We start from the raw sequence: 14,333 nt of genomic DNA, 5'->3' as shown, positions 1-14,333 counted from the left end.
ATATCGTTCTACAACCACGATCGTTTCCAGAAACGACTAAACGGCTTGAGCCCTGTCGAATACAGGTCTCAAGCCGCCTAGGCTGGTTTTCATTATTTGTCCTGTCTACTTGACAGGGAGCACTTCATTTCGACGTGGTTTTTAATGAATGTCGCGCTTGGACATCAAGTGTTTGAACTTCTCATTTTTCGTTTGGAACAAGTGGAGCTGCGGCCCGTACGCATCGATTTGTTGGACGACGTATTGGAACGATTTCGCTTCCCCAGGATACGGCTCGCCGGCACGGGCGAGCGTCGTCTCAAAATCCTCCCATAGTACTTCGACCCACGTCAACGCCTCGACGTCGCTCAAGACATCGTTTTTTTGTTTCAAGATATGAGCCAAACGCTCGTATTGTTCGGTCCGGTTCATGCCTTCACCTCCGATAGCTCCGAGAGTGGGATGGCGTGCTCGGCCGTCTCTCCTTCAAACGTCCCCCAGCCCATGACACCGTTCACGAACTTCAAGCGGAATGGACGCTCATTATAGTTGACAATATACGTCGTTCCCGGCTTGAACGAGTTCGGGTCGATCAAATAGCTCTCGGCAATCGCGATTCGTCGCAAGACGACCTCGATCTCACTGACCATGCCCATCTGTTCGGCTTTCCGCTTCCGTTCATGGAGCGCTCGAATCTCTTGCTCGAGCTCATACTTTGATAAATCACTCAATCGTTTTTCCATTTCGCTCACCTCACTTGTAGCCTATCAGATTTCAGATTGAAATGGTTCGTCAAAAACTCGTTACGTTATCGATTGGAGTTAATTCACCATTTACATAGATGTCGAGCGTTGTATCCTCACTTTGATTGACGTTAAGTTTGTATGCATGGACTCGATAAACGTCATCTTGTTGTCCATCCGCCTCCGTTTCTTTAAACGATACGATGACGTGATTATTTTTTTCGTTCACCTCACGATCCACTCTTGCATTTGAGCCGAAGAGGATATATTGATCGCCTTGATTGTTCGTAAACAGTTGCAAGCGTGCCTCTTTATTTAAATTATTTTGAATTTCGATCGGTATAGAATCGACTTCATCAATTGACGCTATCGGTTTAGCGCATGCACTTAACACTAATATGAACATCAACACGATTAGTGGATTGGTTATTTTCTTCAACCCGCTCCCCCCTTTATCTTAGTGTAACGCAGCATCCGATCATTCCCAAATGCATAAAAGCTCGATTCTAGGTTCCCCCTCTTTAAAGTAGAGGAAGAACTTAAAATCGAGCTCCGTCTTCATTTAATTCGATTTAAAATTGTAGAGTGGCTTAATCCGTTGATTGATCGTGACAGCCGGTTCGATATAACGGATGATTTCCTTCATCGACTTATAGACGAACGGTGATTCATCAATCGTCGACGGTCGGACCGAGCTCGACCAAATCCCGTCCATCGCTTGTTTGAACTCCTTGAAGTCGACGCGTTTCCGCGCGGCCGAGCGTGACATGACGCGACCGGCGCCGTGTGGTCCGGAGAAGTTCCAGTCCGGGTTCCCCTTGCCAGTACAGATCAGCGAGCCGTCGCGCATGTTCATCGGGATGATGACCCGCTCGCCGTCCCGCGCCGAAATGGCACCTTTCCGAAGGATCATCGCATCATGGTCGATATAGTTGTGCACCGTGTCGAATTGATCGACGACATTCCAGTTCATCGCCTCGACGATGACATCGGTCATGGCGAGACGGTTGGCGGCCGCATATTGCTGGGCGATGCGGACATCATGCATATAATCTTCCATCGCTTCCCCTTCGACGTAGGCGAGGTCGCGGAAACGTTTCCGTGTTTCGCGCTCCGTCTCGAGATAAGCCGAGATATCCTGCTGCCGTCCCCTTGCCTTCATCCGTTCAATCTCGTCTCGAATGTCGACCGTCTTCATCATGTGCTCGACCGCCAACTGCTGATAGTGGTCGGCGATTTGGACCCCGAGGTGGCGTGAGCCGGAATGAATGACGAGAAACGTGCGACCGGCTTCGTCGCGGTTCACTTCGATGAAGTGATTACCTGAGCCGAGCGTGCCGACCGAGCGCAATGCCCGGTCGAGCTTATACGGTGCCCGCACATCTTCGAGCGGGAGCTCGGCGGCATATGGGTGTGCCGCATCCCGGATGTTCATCCCGCTCGGTACGTATTGACGGATGACGTCGTCGAGCCGTTGAAAGTCGATTCGCTTCACCTTGATCTCCGTACAGAGCATGCCGCACCCGAGGTCGACACCAACAAGGTTCGGCACGACCTTGTCGTGAATCGTCATCGTTGTCCCGACGACCGATCCTTTGCCGGCATGCATGTCCGGCATGATTCGAATCGAGGCACCTTTCGTGAACGGTTGGTCGAGAAGTGTTTGGATTTGGGCCCGCGTCGTATCGTCAATCCGTTCATTGAAGACTTTGGCGCGGTTATACATTCCGATGATTTCCATGTTGCCTCCTTAACTGATGGCCTGTTGTTTACTTTGTAGCTCATGCATTCGAGCGTAGACGCCGCCATCTGCGATGAGCGACTGATGGTTCCCCCGCTCGATGATGTGACCGTGATCGAGAACGAGGATTTGGTCCGCTTCCCGTATCGTCGAGAGACGGTGGGCGATGACGAACGTCGTCCGGCCGTAAGTGAGCGTCTTAAGCGCTTCTTGAATGAGCGCTTCCGTCTCCGAATCAACACTCGCCGTCGCTTCATCGAGAACGAGAATAGCCGGGTCGAAGACGAGGGCACGGGCGAAGCTGATCAGCTGACGTTCCCCACTCGAGAGCGAGGCACCGCGTTCGATGACCGGTTCGTCGAGACCGTGCGGTAACTGTTTGACGAAACGGTCGGCCCCGACCGCCGTCAACGCTTGCCAAATCCGGTCGTCAGAAATGCTTTCGTCACCGAGCGTCACGTTCGTGCGAATCGAACCTGTAAATAAGAACGGGTCTTGAAGCACGATGCCGAGATGATCGCGGACAGCTTGTGTCGGCAATTTCGTAACATCCATACCGTCGATGTTAAGCGTTCCTTCTGATGGGTCATAAAAACGCATGAGCAAGTTCATAATCGAACTCTTACCGCTACCCGTATGGCCGACGAGTGCGACCGTTTCACCTGGCTCTGCATGGATATCGATGTGTTGGAGCACCGGTTTTCCGGCTTCATAGCTGAAGGACACGTCCTCGAAGGCGACCTCGCCGTTAAAGCGTGCAATGCGTTCTGAGGAGACATCTTCCCCCTTCTCGTCGAGCAATTGGAACATCCGATCTGCCGAAACGAGCGCTTGTTGGAGCGGGGACAGCTGGTTCATGATTTGCGTGACCGGCTCGAAAATCCGTGACACGTAATCGATATAAGCGTACAAAATCCCGAGGGTGAGCACGCTGCCCGTGCCGAGCGTCTGCGCGCCAACGACCCAGATGAGTAAGGCAAGCGCCATGTTGCGGAAAAAGTTGACCAAATTGTGCGACATGAGTGCATCGAGTTTGAGCAGTTTCCGGCGCGTCTGGAAGTTGTCGCTATTTTTCTCGTTGAACTCGTCATAGACGAGATCTTCTTTGACGTACGATTGAATGATCGGCATCGTCTGAATGCTCTCATTCAACTGCGCGTTCATGTCGGCGACGAGGGCGCGAACACGGAAGTTGTTTCGTGTCGACAGCCGTTGGAACAACTTGATCCATACGATGACGACCGGGATGATGATGAGCGACACGAAACCGAGGCGCGCGTCTAAGAAGAACATGGCGATCAAGACACCAATCATCATGACGACGCTTTGGAAGACACGTGCGAGCACACCTAAATACAAGTCGCGAATCGTCTCAGTGTCATTCGTGACACGGCTGACGATTTTTCCGATCGGCGTCTGGTCAAAGTAGCGGACCGGGATCGTCTGTAAGTGCCGCATGACATCGAGTCGCATCGTCTTGACAATCTTATGGGCCGACCGTTGGAGGAGCATCTGTTGCCCCCAGTTCAACCCTGCCGCGATGAGAAGCAAGACGACGTACAAGGCAGACAACATAAGCACAGCCCGAAGATCCGTCTCATAAAACTTGAACACGTCAGTCGAGGAGAGCGGCACAATATTGTCGTACGTCGCTGATTCCTCGCTTCGTGTGATGGTGAGGACGCCGTCTTCGACTTCACGTACCCCACCGCTCATAACGGCATCCGGAACAAGATAGTATCCGTCTGTCGTCTGAACGATCGAGACAGGTCGGACGACAGTCTCTTCGTCAAGCCGCGTCTCTTTCTCATAGGAGTTGCCGTCAAAGTCGACACTCCCGCCTGACTCGACTTGAACCCAATCGCGCTCGATGGCGACGATATGGTCATCGATAATAATTTTTGCGATATACGGTCCCGCGAGTTCCGCGCCGACCGCTAAAAAGAGTAACGTCAAGCCGAGGAAAATCGAGCGCTTCACTTGTTTGGCGTACCCAACGAGTGAGCGAATCGTCCGTTTCCTACGAGCTGGATCTAATTCGTATTGATCGATCATGAGAGATTCCCCCTTTCCCGGATTACTCCGACTCTCCTTGTCGAACGTATTGTTCATAATACCAACCGCGTCGTTCCATCAGTTGGTCGTGTGTGCCCCGCTCTGTGACGCGACCGTCTTGTAATACAAGAATCTGGTCGGCATGGGCCACAGCAGACAGGCGGTGCGCGACGATAAACGTCGTCTGTTCGGCCCGGCTCGTCCGGACCGAATCGATAATGCGGGCTTCCGTCTTGGCATCGACTGCTGAGAGCGAATCGTCGAGCAAGAGGATCTCTGGATCTTTCAAGAGCGCGCGGGCGATAGACAGCCGTTGTTTCTGACCGCCCGAGAGCATAACCCCCTGCTCCCCGACGACCGTCTCAAGGCCGTTCTCTAAATGTTCGATATCGGTATCGAACGCCGCGAGCCGAATCGCCGTCTCGAGGTCTTGTTCCGTCGCGTCATCGGCGCCGAACAAAATATTGTCACGGACCGTCTTCGAGAACAGCAAATGCTCTTGCGAGACATAACCGCTCCAACCCCGAACGGTATCAAGCTTGATGTCGTGAATCGGGATTCCATTGACGAGTAACGAGTCATCAATCGGATACTCTCGGAGCAACTGACGCAACAGCGTCGTCTTTCCGGCCCCCGTCGGTCCGACGATGCCGATTGTCTCACCACGTGACACGTGCAAGACGATGTCTTCAAGCGACGCGCGAGTCGTTCCCGGATATTGGAACGACAGTGATTTGAACGTGATTTTTTCCGGGACGCCGACTTCGACCGTTCCGGTTGAGACGACGTCCGGTGGTTCATTCATCGTCGCCTCGATGCGTTCAAGGCTGGCCGTACCACGTTGCACGACGTTAATCAGTTCGCCGAACGCATACATCGGCCAAATAAGCATCCCAAGATAGATGTTGAACGAAACGAGCTGACCGAGCGTGATGTCGTTCGTGAACACGAGATACGTGCCGAACGACAACCCAATCAAGTAGCTCAAGCCGACGAGCAGTTTAATGACCGGTTCAAACAAGACGTCGATTTTGGCGACATGCATGTTTTTCGCCATCACGTCGTCGGTGATCGTATCGAACTTTTTCGTATCCGCGTCTTCTTGGACGAACGAGCGGACGACTCGAAGTCCCGAAATCGATTCGACGACTTGGTCGTTCATCACGCCAAACGCGTCTTGCGCCGCTGTGAAGCGGGCATGGATTTGGCGGCCGAGCTTATTCATCGACCAGGCAAGAAGCGGCATCGGCAAGAGCGCCGCAAGCGTCAACTTCCAATCGATGAAGACACCCATAATCGTGAGCGCGATCAGCGTCATATTGAACGAGTCGACGAGCGTCATGACGCCGAAACCGGCCGTCCGTTCAACCGCTTTCAAATCGTTCGTCGCGAGCGCCATCAAATCCCCCGTGCGATGCTGCTGATAAAAGCGCGGCGTCTGCCGGAGCAAGTGGCCGAAGAAGCGAGCCCGTAATTTTTTCTCGAGCAGGAACGCCGTACCGAACAGGCGGGCGATCCATAAATAGGAGAGGACGTACGATAATACCATGATGCCGAGCAATGAACCGACGATCATAACGAGACGTTCTGTCGTCAAGCTCCCTTCGCGGATCGCATCGATTGCCTGCCCGATGATCCACGGCGGTAGCATATCGACGACGCCGGTGATGATGAGTAGGATGATGGCGACGATATACGTCCGCTTCTGTCTTTTAATAAACCAATCCAATTGTTTAATCAGTTTCATGACTGATTCCCCCTTTCGTCCTTTCCGCGCACGCAAAAAAAAGCGCACGTCACCTGATTGTGCAACCAATCGGATGAAGTACGCTTCTGAGTCTTCAGTCTTTTGCATGGTCAGGGGAAAGGACACTACCCCTATCCAGCTGCCAAATTACGCAGTCAAATACGAGTAGCCATATGATGTTGTGTGTGTGCGTTGTAGTGTTGGAATGTACTTCATCATGCTGGCTCCTCTCTGTTCATAGTTTGAAAATCTACTAAAACCTTAGCAGACTGTTCAGAAAATTGTCAATATTATTGTTGTAAATAGTTTGTAACTTTTTTACAAGAAGAACGTGGCAAGCATCAAACCGACAAGTCCGGTCGCTGTCACGTAATAAATCATCGGCATGAGCGTGTAGCGGATAATCGTCCCTTCTTTTCCAAGAAGACCTGCGACCGAGGCGACCGCGACGACGTTCAAGACGCAAATCATGTTACCGGCGTTCGCCCCCGCCATTTGCATCGACAGAGCGAGCGTCTCGTTCAACCCGACGGATTCGGCGACGTTCGTCGTCAAACTCGAGAACATCATGTTTGAGAACGTGGCCGATCCGGAAACGAAGGCGCCGAGCGCCCCAATCCACGGTGCGACAAGCGGCCAAACCCCGCCGAACGTATCGGCTGCGGCCGTTGCAAGCTCGACCGGCATCGAGGCCAGTCCTGCGCCGCCGTTTTCTGAGTGGATGAAGATGCGGACCATCGGCACCGATGCGGCGAGTGTGATGGCCGTCCCGACGACACCGAGCGTCGTCGCTTTAAACACCGAGGTCACTTGTGACCAGCTCATGTTGTGGAGGAAGAACGTCGCGATCATCGTCAAGATGAACATGAACCCTGGTGAATAGAACGGTTCCCACGACGTCGAGATTCCTTCGACCCCGATAATATTTGGCAAGTCGATGCGAACGCTGCGCGTCAATTCGTTCAAGAATGGCACAGTCCGTGTCAAGACGAGGAAGATCGTCAAAATCAAATACGGTGCCCACGCCTTCCACTGTGGCAGTTCACGTTTTCCTTTGCCAATCGTCGGTTGATCGAGCGGTTGGTCAATCTCGTCGGCATAGCCGTCGAACGTCCACACCCGTTTTGGCATAAGAATCCCTTTCCGTGCCATCGTGACGAGAATGACGAGACCCGTCAACCCACCGAGCATGCCTCCGAATTCAAATCCGAGAATGAGCGTCCAAATGTAAGCCGGGATACTGTAAGCGAGTGCCGCGATAATGGCAATCGGGAACACTTCGAGCGCTGGTTTGATTGACTTCTCTTTACTGAAGAATCGAGTCAGCATCAAAATCAAAATAAACGGGATGAGCAAACCGACGAACATGTCGATGAGTACCGTCTGTAAGACGACACTTGTCAAAAACTCGATGGTCTCAGGCTGATTGACGTCAAGCGACAACCCGTTCCCAATTCCGATTAAAGCCGGAGTTCCGACCGCACCGAACGTGACCGCCGAGACGTCGGCCGATAAGGCGATGACGACCGCCGCAATCGGCGGGAAGCCGAGGGCGATCAACAGCGGAGCCGCGACCGTAGCTGGTGTCCCGAAGCCTGAAGCACCTTCGATGAATGAGACGAACAACCAACCGACGATGAGCACTTGAATTCGGGGATCTGGTGTAATGTTAACGAATCCAGATCGAATCGCGTTCATACCGCCCCCCTCTTTCATCGTATTCATCATCCCGATTGCACCGTACACAATCCAGACTGTCGTGACGGCAATCACGAGCCCTTGTAACGTCGCCGCCATGATCCGCGTCGCATCGAGTTGCCAGACGAAGAACGCAAGTCCTGCCGTCAATACAAGCGAGAGCGGCATCGCGACTGACGCCGGTAAACGCATAATGACCAATAATACGAGCACTGCCACAATCGGCATCAGTGCTGTAATCCATTCGAAAATCGTCAATGTAGACCCACCTTTTCAGATTTTTCCCCTACCGTAAATGAATCTCCCATTATGACTCTTGTTCAGCGAGTCGATCTAAAGCCCGGTCAATCACCTCATATGGAAAACCTTTGCGTCGAAGCTGCATCTTCATCCGCTGTTTCCGCTCATATGGAGCATATCCACTGAACTTCCGATTCAGTTTTTCCGCCTGTGTCAAACAAGCCGAAAGTTCAACGTCCTCATCCTCGTTCTCCCAAAACGTGAGAATCGCCTCTGAAATAATATCAAACGTAAATCCCCTTTGCATCAGGGTTTGTTGAATTCTTTGTTGCACTTCTGTGGCAGAACGACGATTTGTTTCCATTTGTTTCCTATTTACGAACTTTCCGGCCTTTTCAAGCTGGTCTTCGTGCGAAATCGCGCTGATCACTTCTTCAATGATGTCCGGGTCGATTCGAAGCTGAGTGAGTTCTCGTTTGATTTTGACTGGCCCGCTCGGACTCGTATTGAATTTCGTCTGGGTGTAGGCTTTGGCAAATTCGGCATCGTTCAAATAGCGCTGTTCGATCAATCGCTCGATGACGCGCTTGATGGCTGCCTCATCTATCTCTTTCTTCACGAGGTAGTCACGTACCTCTGAAACGGCGCGCATTCGGTACGATAAATAATTGACGGCCGCTTTATACGCTTTCTGTTCTTCTTCAGCTTGAAGGACGTCACGGACGAAGTCGTCTTCAAGCTCCATCCCTTTCGTCAATCCATATTTGATGAAGACATCTAAGTCGATGGCGAACGCAAACTCCTCACGCCCATCCTTCTTGACGTATACGTTGAGCCGGTCTTGATTTTTCTTCTGGGTCGTAAACTTGGCGATTTTCACGAAATCCCTCCATTTCCTGCTTCTAACATATCACGTTCCCCTTTCGAGCAGGATTTTTGATAAGTTAGAAGAAAGGGTATTATCTGTACTAGTTATTCTTATAGTCCTCATACCCGTTTTGAAATCGCTTAAAGGATATTGGAGGGAGACCCATGAAAATAGCAATCACCGGTGGCACTGGATTGATCGGCCGGCCGCTCGTTCGCGCACTCGCCGAAGCCGGACATCAAGTCGTCGTCTTGACACGCCGCCCGCGTCCGCGGCAAGGAGGGATCTCGTTCGTCGAATGGATGACGCCAGACAGTCATCCTGAGTCCGACCTTCAAGATGTCGACGCATTCATTCATTTGGCTGGTGCTTCGATCAACGATGGTCGTTGGACACATAAACAGAAACAAGCCATTCTTCAAAGCCGGATCGATGGGACGAAAGAAGTCATCCGGATCATTAAAAATATGAAGCGCAAGCCAAACGTCGTCATCAGCGGGTCCGCGATTGGGATTTACGGAGAAGACCGCTCCATCACGTATTCGGAGACGACCCCACTCCCGGACCGGACCAACTTCTTAGGTAACGTCTGTGTCTTGTGGGAGAACGAGGCGAAACCCGTTCAAGACATGGGCATCCGTCTCGTCACGATGCGGACCGGCGTCGTCTTATCGAATGATGGCGGTGCCTTCCCACTCATGAAACTGCCATACACGTTCGGTGTCGGTGGACGACTCGGCTCTGGCAAGCAATGGGTACCATGGATTCATTTGGACGACCTCGTCCGGTTGTTCGTTCACGTGATTGATACGCATTCGATTGAGGGACCTGTTAACGGGACGGCACCGACGCCCGTCACGATGGACGAGTTCGGAAAAACACTCGCCCGGATCATGCATCGCCCGCATTGGGCACCTGCCCCGGCACCGCTCCTGAAGCTCGCGCTTGGAGAGAAGAGTGTCATCGTCCTCGAGGGAGCCAAAGTCGTTCCGACGAAAGCGCTCAACCACGGTTTCCGCTTCCGTTATGAAACGTTAGAACCCGCTTTGAAACAACTACTTCATTTGACTTGAAAGGAGCCAGCACGTGAGTAATTTGTTAATTCGTAACGCCCATATTTATCCGATCACTGCCCCACACTTTTATGGGGACCTCCGCGTCAAGGACGGCAAAATCGTCGAGATGGCGGATTTGTTGGACCCACTCGACGGAGAGACGGTCATCGAGGCCGAGGGCAATTTCTTGTTCCCCGGCTTCATCGACGCCCACACTCACCTCGGACTGTATGACGAAGGGACGGGCTCCGTCGGGAACGATGCGAACGAGACCGTCGAGGCGATGACGCCACACGCCCGGGCCATCGACGGCGTCTATCCGCTCGATGAAGGATTTCAAGAAGCGCTCATGGCCGGAGTCACGGCCGTTCAAGTCATGCCCGGCAGTATGAACGTCATCGGCGGGGTGACAAGTGTCATTAAAACCCATGGCCGTTTCATCGAGGACATGGTGCTCCGTCGTTATGCAGGTCTCAAGCTCGCCCTCGGAGAAAACCCGAAGCGTGTCCACAGTATGGGGAAATCCGGTGAGTTGACCCGTATGGGCATCATGGGGTTGTTGCGTGAAGCGTTCCGGACCGTCGACTCGACGAAGACGATTGGCACGTTCGGTAGCCAGATGATTCAACTCGCCCTCGATCGCAAGATGCCGATTCGCGTCCACGCCCACCGCGCCGACGATATTTTATCAGTCGTCCGCTTCGCACAAGAGTTCGACCTCGACTATCGGATCGAACATTGTACGGAAGGACATCTCGTCGCTGAAAAGTTGCGTGAACTCGGTGTCAAACACGTTACCGTCGGACCGACGTTCACACGCAAGTCGAAAATTGAGCTCCAAAACAAAACATGGGAGACATATCGAATCTTGCATGAGCACGATATGATCGTCTCCATCACGACGGATCATCCGTACACACCGGTCCAATATTTGAACCTTTGTGCCGGTCTTGCTGCCCGAGAAGGCCTCCCGGTCGATATCGCGCTTCGTGCCATCACGATTCATCCGGCCGAATCGCTTGGAGTAGACGACCGGATCGGCTCGCTCGAGATCGGCAAAGACGCCGACCTCGTCTTGTGGAGCCACTTCCCGCTCGATTACATGTCCAAGCCGATTATGACCATCGTCGACGGTCACATCGTTTACTCGACGAGTCGTTCAAAAACGCACCATGAGATGTGAGTGACACCAGTCTTGAAAGCGCTCTTATTATTTTTTTATGAAGTTGCATTTTATTTACTTGCTTTTTCAAAAAAACTATATAAAATAATCTTGTAACTTCATAAAAGGGAGCAGCCAAGGCAAGTTCGAACAACGAAGCCAGAAGTATGCTTTCGTTACAACTATTCTTCAGCGGTCTGAAATAGGAGGAGGAATGTAAAGGTGCTCAAATTTCGTGAGCTTACCGACTGCGCGGAGTTGTTCGAACTGATGCAACACCCAGATGTCTTTCCATATGTCCGTCAAAAGACGGTCCACTTTGACGAGTTTTTATTTAGCACGAAGCAAATTATCGAGCTAGAAGAGCAAGGAAATATCATCTCACGCACCATTACGAACGAGTTTGGTACCCCGATTGGGACAATCAGCTTGTTCGATGTGGAATCCGGCTATGGATTCCTCGGGACGTGGCTTGGCAAACCGTATCACGGCAAAGGTTACAATCAAGTCGCGAAAGAAGCGTTCTTCTCCGAACTTTTCTTCGAACTTGACATCGAAAGTGTATTTTTGAAAATCCGTCAATCGAATGAGCGCTCGATCGCGGCGGCAGAAAAATTGCCGTACGCCTTCTGCGCCAATGAGATTCGGTCTGAATTATTAACTGAAATCAATCAAGGTGATGTCGAATACGTTCTGTATGAAGTGTCGAAGTCGAGTTTCCAACTTTACTTGCACTCACTCCATGCGCCTGAATTCGACCATACCTATGAAGCCCAGCTCGAAGCATAAGCCAATTCTGACAAAGAATTGGCTTTTTTGTGGCGTTTTTGTGTGGATTTCATGAGGACAACTTTACGTCAATGAATATTTCTGTTCTAATTCGGAGAGATAGGTATGATAGAGGTATGAGGGAATGATCACACGTCCTCGTTAACCGTTTTGTAAAGGAGAATGCCCAATGTCAGAACCAACGTTTCGCATCTTAGTGACCGATGATGAAGAACAAATGCGAGATTTGCTCGTTTCGAATTTAGAGAAGGAAGGATACGAGACCGTCACAGCCACGAACGGTCTCGAGGCAATCGACTTATTGAAAGAACAGTCGTTCCACCTCGTCCTGCTTGATGTGATGATGCCTGAACTTGACGGCCTCACAGCATGCATGCGCATACGTGAGTTCTCAAACGTGCCGATCATCATGCTGACGGCTCGCTCAGAGGAGCTCGACCGCATTCATGGCTTGAAGATTGGTGCGGATGACTATATCACGAAGCCGTTCAGCCCGCGCGAGCTGCTCGCCCGAATCGAGGCGACACTTCGGCGGACACATAACTTCTCGAAAGAACAAGAAGCGACGTTCGATACAGGTGTCCTATCGATTGATATCGATGGCCGCGCGGTCAGCGTGAAAGGCAAAACGGTCAACTTGACCCGCAAAGAGTTCGATTTGCTCTACTTGTTCATCACGAACGAAGAGAAAGTATTCTCACGTGAACAATTGCTCGACCAAATTTGGGGGACGGAGTACCACGGTAACCTACGGACCGTCGACACGCACATCAAGACACTTCGGCTCAAGCTCGGTGAAGCCGGCGGCTATATTCAAACTGTCTGGGGGATCGGCTACAAGTTCGAGGCGACTGTATGAAGCAATACACGATCCGGAAGCGGATTTGGATCACCATCTGGACCGCTAGCCTTTTCTCCGCGTTCGTGTTCATCATCATGACGTTTTACTTGTACGACAAGTTCTATATTCAGACACAAGAAGAACTGCTCATCAATCGCGGCGAGAAGCTTGTCACCATCTATAAGGCGGACGGCTTCTCTGACGCGTTTTCCGACAGTATGACGTACACGAACGAACTGACCGAAACGAAAGTGTTCCTTTCATCGGTCCGAGAAGACAGCCTCGGATCAGGCAAGACGTTTTTACGGGAACAAGATCTCGCCAAGCTACAAGACGGCTATGCGATTTCCGTCACCCGTAAACACCCGACCGAGGATGTCGATATCCTCATGTCCGCCTTCCCGCTCATCCGGGACGGTGAGCTCGATAACGCCCTCATCTTGTATATGGAGCTGAGTAAAATCAGCGAGCCGTTCCAACCGATCCGGCTCATGATCACGTTCTTGCTTATCTTGATGATCGTGAACTTGCTCATCTTCGGGACGCAAATCATCGATACGATCATTCAGCCGCTCATTCAAATGAAACGAGCGTCGCAAGTGTATGCCAAAGGTGATTTCTCGCACCGCATCCCGATTTATTCCGATGATGAGATTGGCGAACTCGCCGAGACGCTGAACCGGATGGCCGAATCGCTCGGTCTCGTCGAAGAGCAACGAAAAGAGTTTTTGGCGAACGTCAGCCATGAATTACGGACACCGCTATCGTATATTCGCGGCTATACGGAAATGCTCCAAGACCCGTCGCTCGACGAGAAAACGAAAAATCAATATTACGAGATCATCGAGAACGAGACGGAGCGCTTGCAACGGCTCGTCAACGATTTGCTCGACTTGGCCCAACTCGAACGTGACTCGTATCCGATGACGAAAGAACCAGTCGTCTACTCGCAAGTGCTCGAAGACGTCTTATACCGCTTCGAGCCGATTGCCCGGGCGAAAGGCGTCACCATCGAGACGGACCTCGACTTCGACTTGATTATTCTCGGGGACCACGACCGGCTCGAGCAAGTCGTCGGGAATTTGCTCGATAACGCCCTCCGCTACACCGAGGCTGGGAAGTCGATTCATGTGAAGACGTATGCGACCGCCGACAATGCCATCACCGAGATTCGAGACGAAGGCCGAGGCATCCCGAAAGAGGACCTCGATCAATTGACGAAGCGTTTTTATCGTGTCAATAAGTCGCGAACACGCGAGGACGGCGGGACCGGACTCGGACTTGCCATCGCTAAGCACATTATGGAACGTCACGGCGGCTCGATGCACTTCACTTCAGAAGTCGGCAACGGAACGACCGTCACGCTCACTTTGCCGCTCTTGCCGGACGAAGACATATAAAAAAGACAGCTCACG

14 protein-coding genes are annotated in these 14,333 nt (G+C 51.9%); 6 read left to right on the top strand and 8 right to left on the bottom strand.

The features are described from left to right. A partial coding sequence (locus EVJ33_RS15765) for an IS3 family transposase (protein WP_131436690.1) occupies window positions 1-81 on the top strand: 81 nt, incomplete at its 5' end. 60 nt (window positions 82-141) lie between these two features. Here the strand turns inward: EVJ33_RS15765 and EVJ33_RS13100 are convergent. The 8 genes from EVJ33_RS13100 to recX all read right to left on the bottom strand — a co-directional run bounded on the left by EVJ33_RS13100 (window position 142) and on the right by recX (window position 9,083). Continuing rightward, entirely contained in the window at window positions 142-411 is a 270-nt protein-coding gene (locus tag EVJ33_RS13100; protein ID WP_131437825.1) for a YfhJ family protein, read from the bottom strand. After that, a complete protein-coding gene (locus EVJ33_RS13095) occupies window positions 408-722 on the bottom strand; it encodes a YfhH family protein (protein ID WP_131437824.1) in 315 nt (104 codons plus the stop codon). The genes EVJ33_RS13100 and EVJ33_RS13095 overlap by 4 nt, the downstream gene beginning before the upstream one ends. Window positions 723-771: 49 nt before the next feature. Next, window positions 772-1,161 carry a hypothetical protein gene (locus EVJ33_RS13090; RefSeq protein ID WP_131437822.1) on the bottom strand — a complete coding sequence of 130 codons (390 nt, stop codon included), beginning with the start codon at window positions 1,159-1,161 and terminating at the stop codon, window positions 772-774. A 123-nt stretch (window positions 1,162-1,284) separates the two neighbouring features. Further along, a complete protein-coding gene (locus EVJ33_RS13085; RefSeq protein ID WP_131437821.1) occupies window positions 1,285-2,463 on the bottom strand; it encodes an RtcB family protein in 1,179 nt (392 codons plus the stop codon). A gap of 9 nt (window positions 2,464-2,472) precedes the next feature. Continuing rightward, entirely contained in the window at window positions 2,473-4,518 is a 2,046-nt protein-coding gene (locus EVJ33_RS13080; protein ID WP_131437819.1) for an ABC transporter ATP-binding protein, read from the bottom strand. Between the two features lie 22 nt (window positions 4,519-4,540). Continuing rightward, window positions 4,541-6,265: an ABC transporter ATP-binding protein gene (locus EVJ33_RS13075; protein ID WP_131437818.1), complete on the bottom strand. Its 1,725-nt coding sequence runs from the start codon at window positions 6,263-6,265 to the stop codon at window positions 4,541-4,543. Between the two features lie 318 nt (window positions 6,266-6,583). Beyond that, complete coding sequence (locus EVJ33_RS13070; protein ID WP_131437816.1) at window positions 6,584-8,221, bottom strand: L-lactate permease; 1,638 nt, start codon at window positions 8,219-8,221, stop codon at window positions 6,584-6,586. A 49-nt stretch (window positions 8,222-8,270) separates the two neighbouring features. Next, window positions 8,271-9,083, bottom strand: coding sequence for a recombination regulator RecX (recX, locus tag EVJ33_RS13065; RefSeq protein ID WP_131437814.1), 813 nt, complete (start codon window positions 9,081-9,083; stop codon window positions 8,271-8,273). A 152-nt stretch (window positions 9,084-9,235) separates the two neighbouring features. On the opposite strand from recX, the gene EVJ33_RS13060 reads away from it, so the two are divergent. The 5 genes from EVJ33_RS13060 (at window position 9,236) to EVJ33_RS13040 (ending at window position 14,318) form a co-directional block, all read left to right on the top strand. Then, window positions 9,236-10,144 carry a TIGR01777 family oxidoreductase gene (locus EVJ33_RS13060; RefSeq protein WP_131437812.1) on the top strand — a complete coding sequence of 303 codons (909 nt, stop codon included), beginning with the start codon at window positions 9,236-9,238 and terminating at the stop codon, window positions 10,142-10,144. A 13-nt stretch (window positions 10,145-10,157) separates the two neighbouring features. Continuing rightward, window positions 10,158-11,309 (top strand): amidohydrolase, encoded by a 1,152-nt coding sequence (locus tag EVJ33_RS13055; protein ID WP_131437810.1) that lies wholly within the window; start codon window positions 10,158-10,160, stop codon window positions 11,307-11,309. A 201-nt stretch (window positions 11,310-11,510) separates the two neighbouring features. Beyond that, window positions 11,511-12,077 carry a GNAT family N-acetyltransferase gene (locus tag EVJ33_RS13050; protein WP_021067763.1) on the top strand — a complete coding sequence of 189 codons (567 nt, stop codon included), beginning with the start codon at window positions 11,511-11,513 and terminating at the stop codon, window positions 12,075-12,077. A gap of 169 nt (window positions 12,078-12,246) precedes the next feature. Further along, window positions 12,247-12,936 carry a response regulator transcription factor gene (locus tag EVJ33_RS13045; protein WP_021067764.1) on the top strand — a complete coding sequence of 230 codons (690 nt, stop codon included), beginning with the start codon at window positions 12,247-12,249 and terminating at the stop codon, window positions 12,934-12,936. After that, window positions 12,933-14,318 carry a sensor histidine kinase gene (locus tag EVJ33_RS13040; RefSeq protein WP_131437808.1) on the top strand — a complete coding sequence of 462 codons (1,386 nt, stop codon included), beginning with the start codon at window positions 12,933-12,935 and terminating at the stop codon, window positions 14,316-14,318. The genes EVJ33_RS13045 and EVJ33_RS13040 overlap by 4 nt, the downstream gene beginning before the upstream one ends. Window positions 14,319-14,333 lie beyond the last annotated feature (15 nt).

Source organism: Exiguobacterium sp. SL-10 (genome assembly GCF_004337025.1).
Lineage (GTDB): Bacteria > Bacillota > Bacilli > Exiguobacteriales > Exiguobacteriaceae > Exiguobacterium.
The sequence above is the reverse complement of the archived record's forward strand: the minus strand, read 5'-3'. Positions and strand labels throughout refer to the sequence as shown.

Coding starts and splice junctions, on each gene's coding strand:
- EVJ33_RS13095 (WP_131437824.1), bottom strand. CDS start 722: ATGGAAAAACGATTGAGTGATTTATCAAAGTATGAGCTCGAGCAAGAG.
- EVJ33_RS13040 (WP_131437808.1), top strand. CDS start 12,933: ATGAAGCAATACACGATCCGGAAGCGGATTTGGATCACCATCTGGACC.
- EVJ33_RS13045 (WP_021067764.1), top strand. CDS start 12,247: ATGTCAGAACCAACGTTTCGCATCTTAGTGACCGATGATGAAGAACAA.
- EVJ33_RS13080 (WP_131437819.1), bottom strand. CDS start 4,518: ATGATCGATCAATACGAATTAGATCCAGCTCGTAGGAAACGGACGATT.
- EVJ33_RS13060 (WP_131437812.1), top strand. CDS start 9,236: ATGAAAATAGCAATCACCGGTGGCACTGGATTGATCGGCCGGCCGCTC.
- EVJ33_RS13085 (WP_131437821.1), bottom strand. CDS start 2,463: ATGGAAATCATCGGAATGTATAACCGCGCCAAAGTCTTCAATGAACGG.
- EVJ33_RS13100 (WP_131437825.1), bottom strand. CDS start 411: ATGAACCGGACCGAACAATACGAGCGTTTGGCTCATATCTTGAAACAA.
- EVJ33_RS13075 (WP_131437818.1), bottom strand. CDS start 6,265: ATGAAACTGATTAAACAATTGGATTGGTTTATTAAAAGACAGAAGCGG.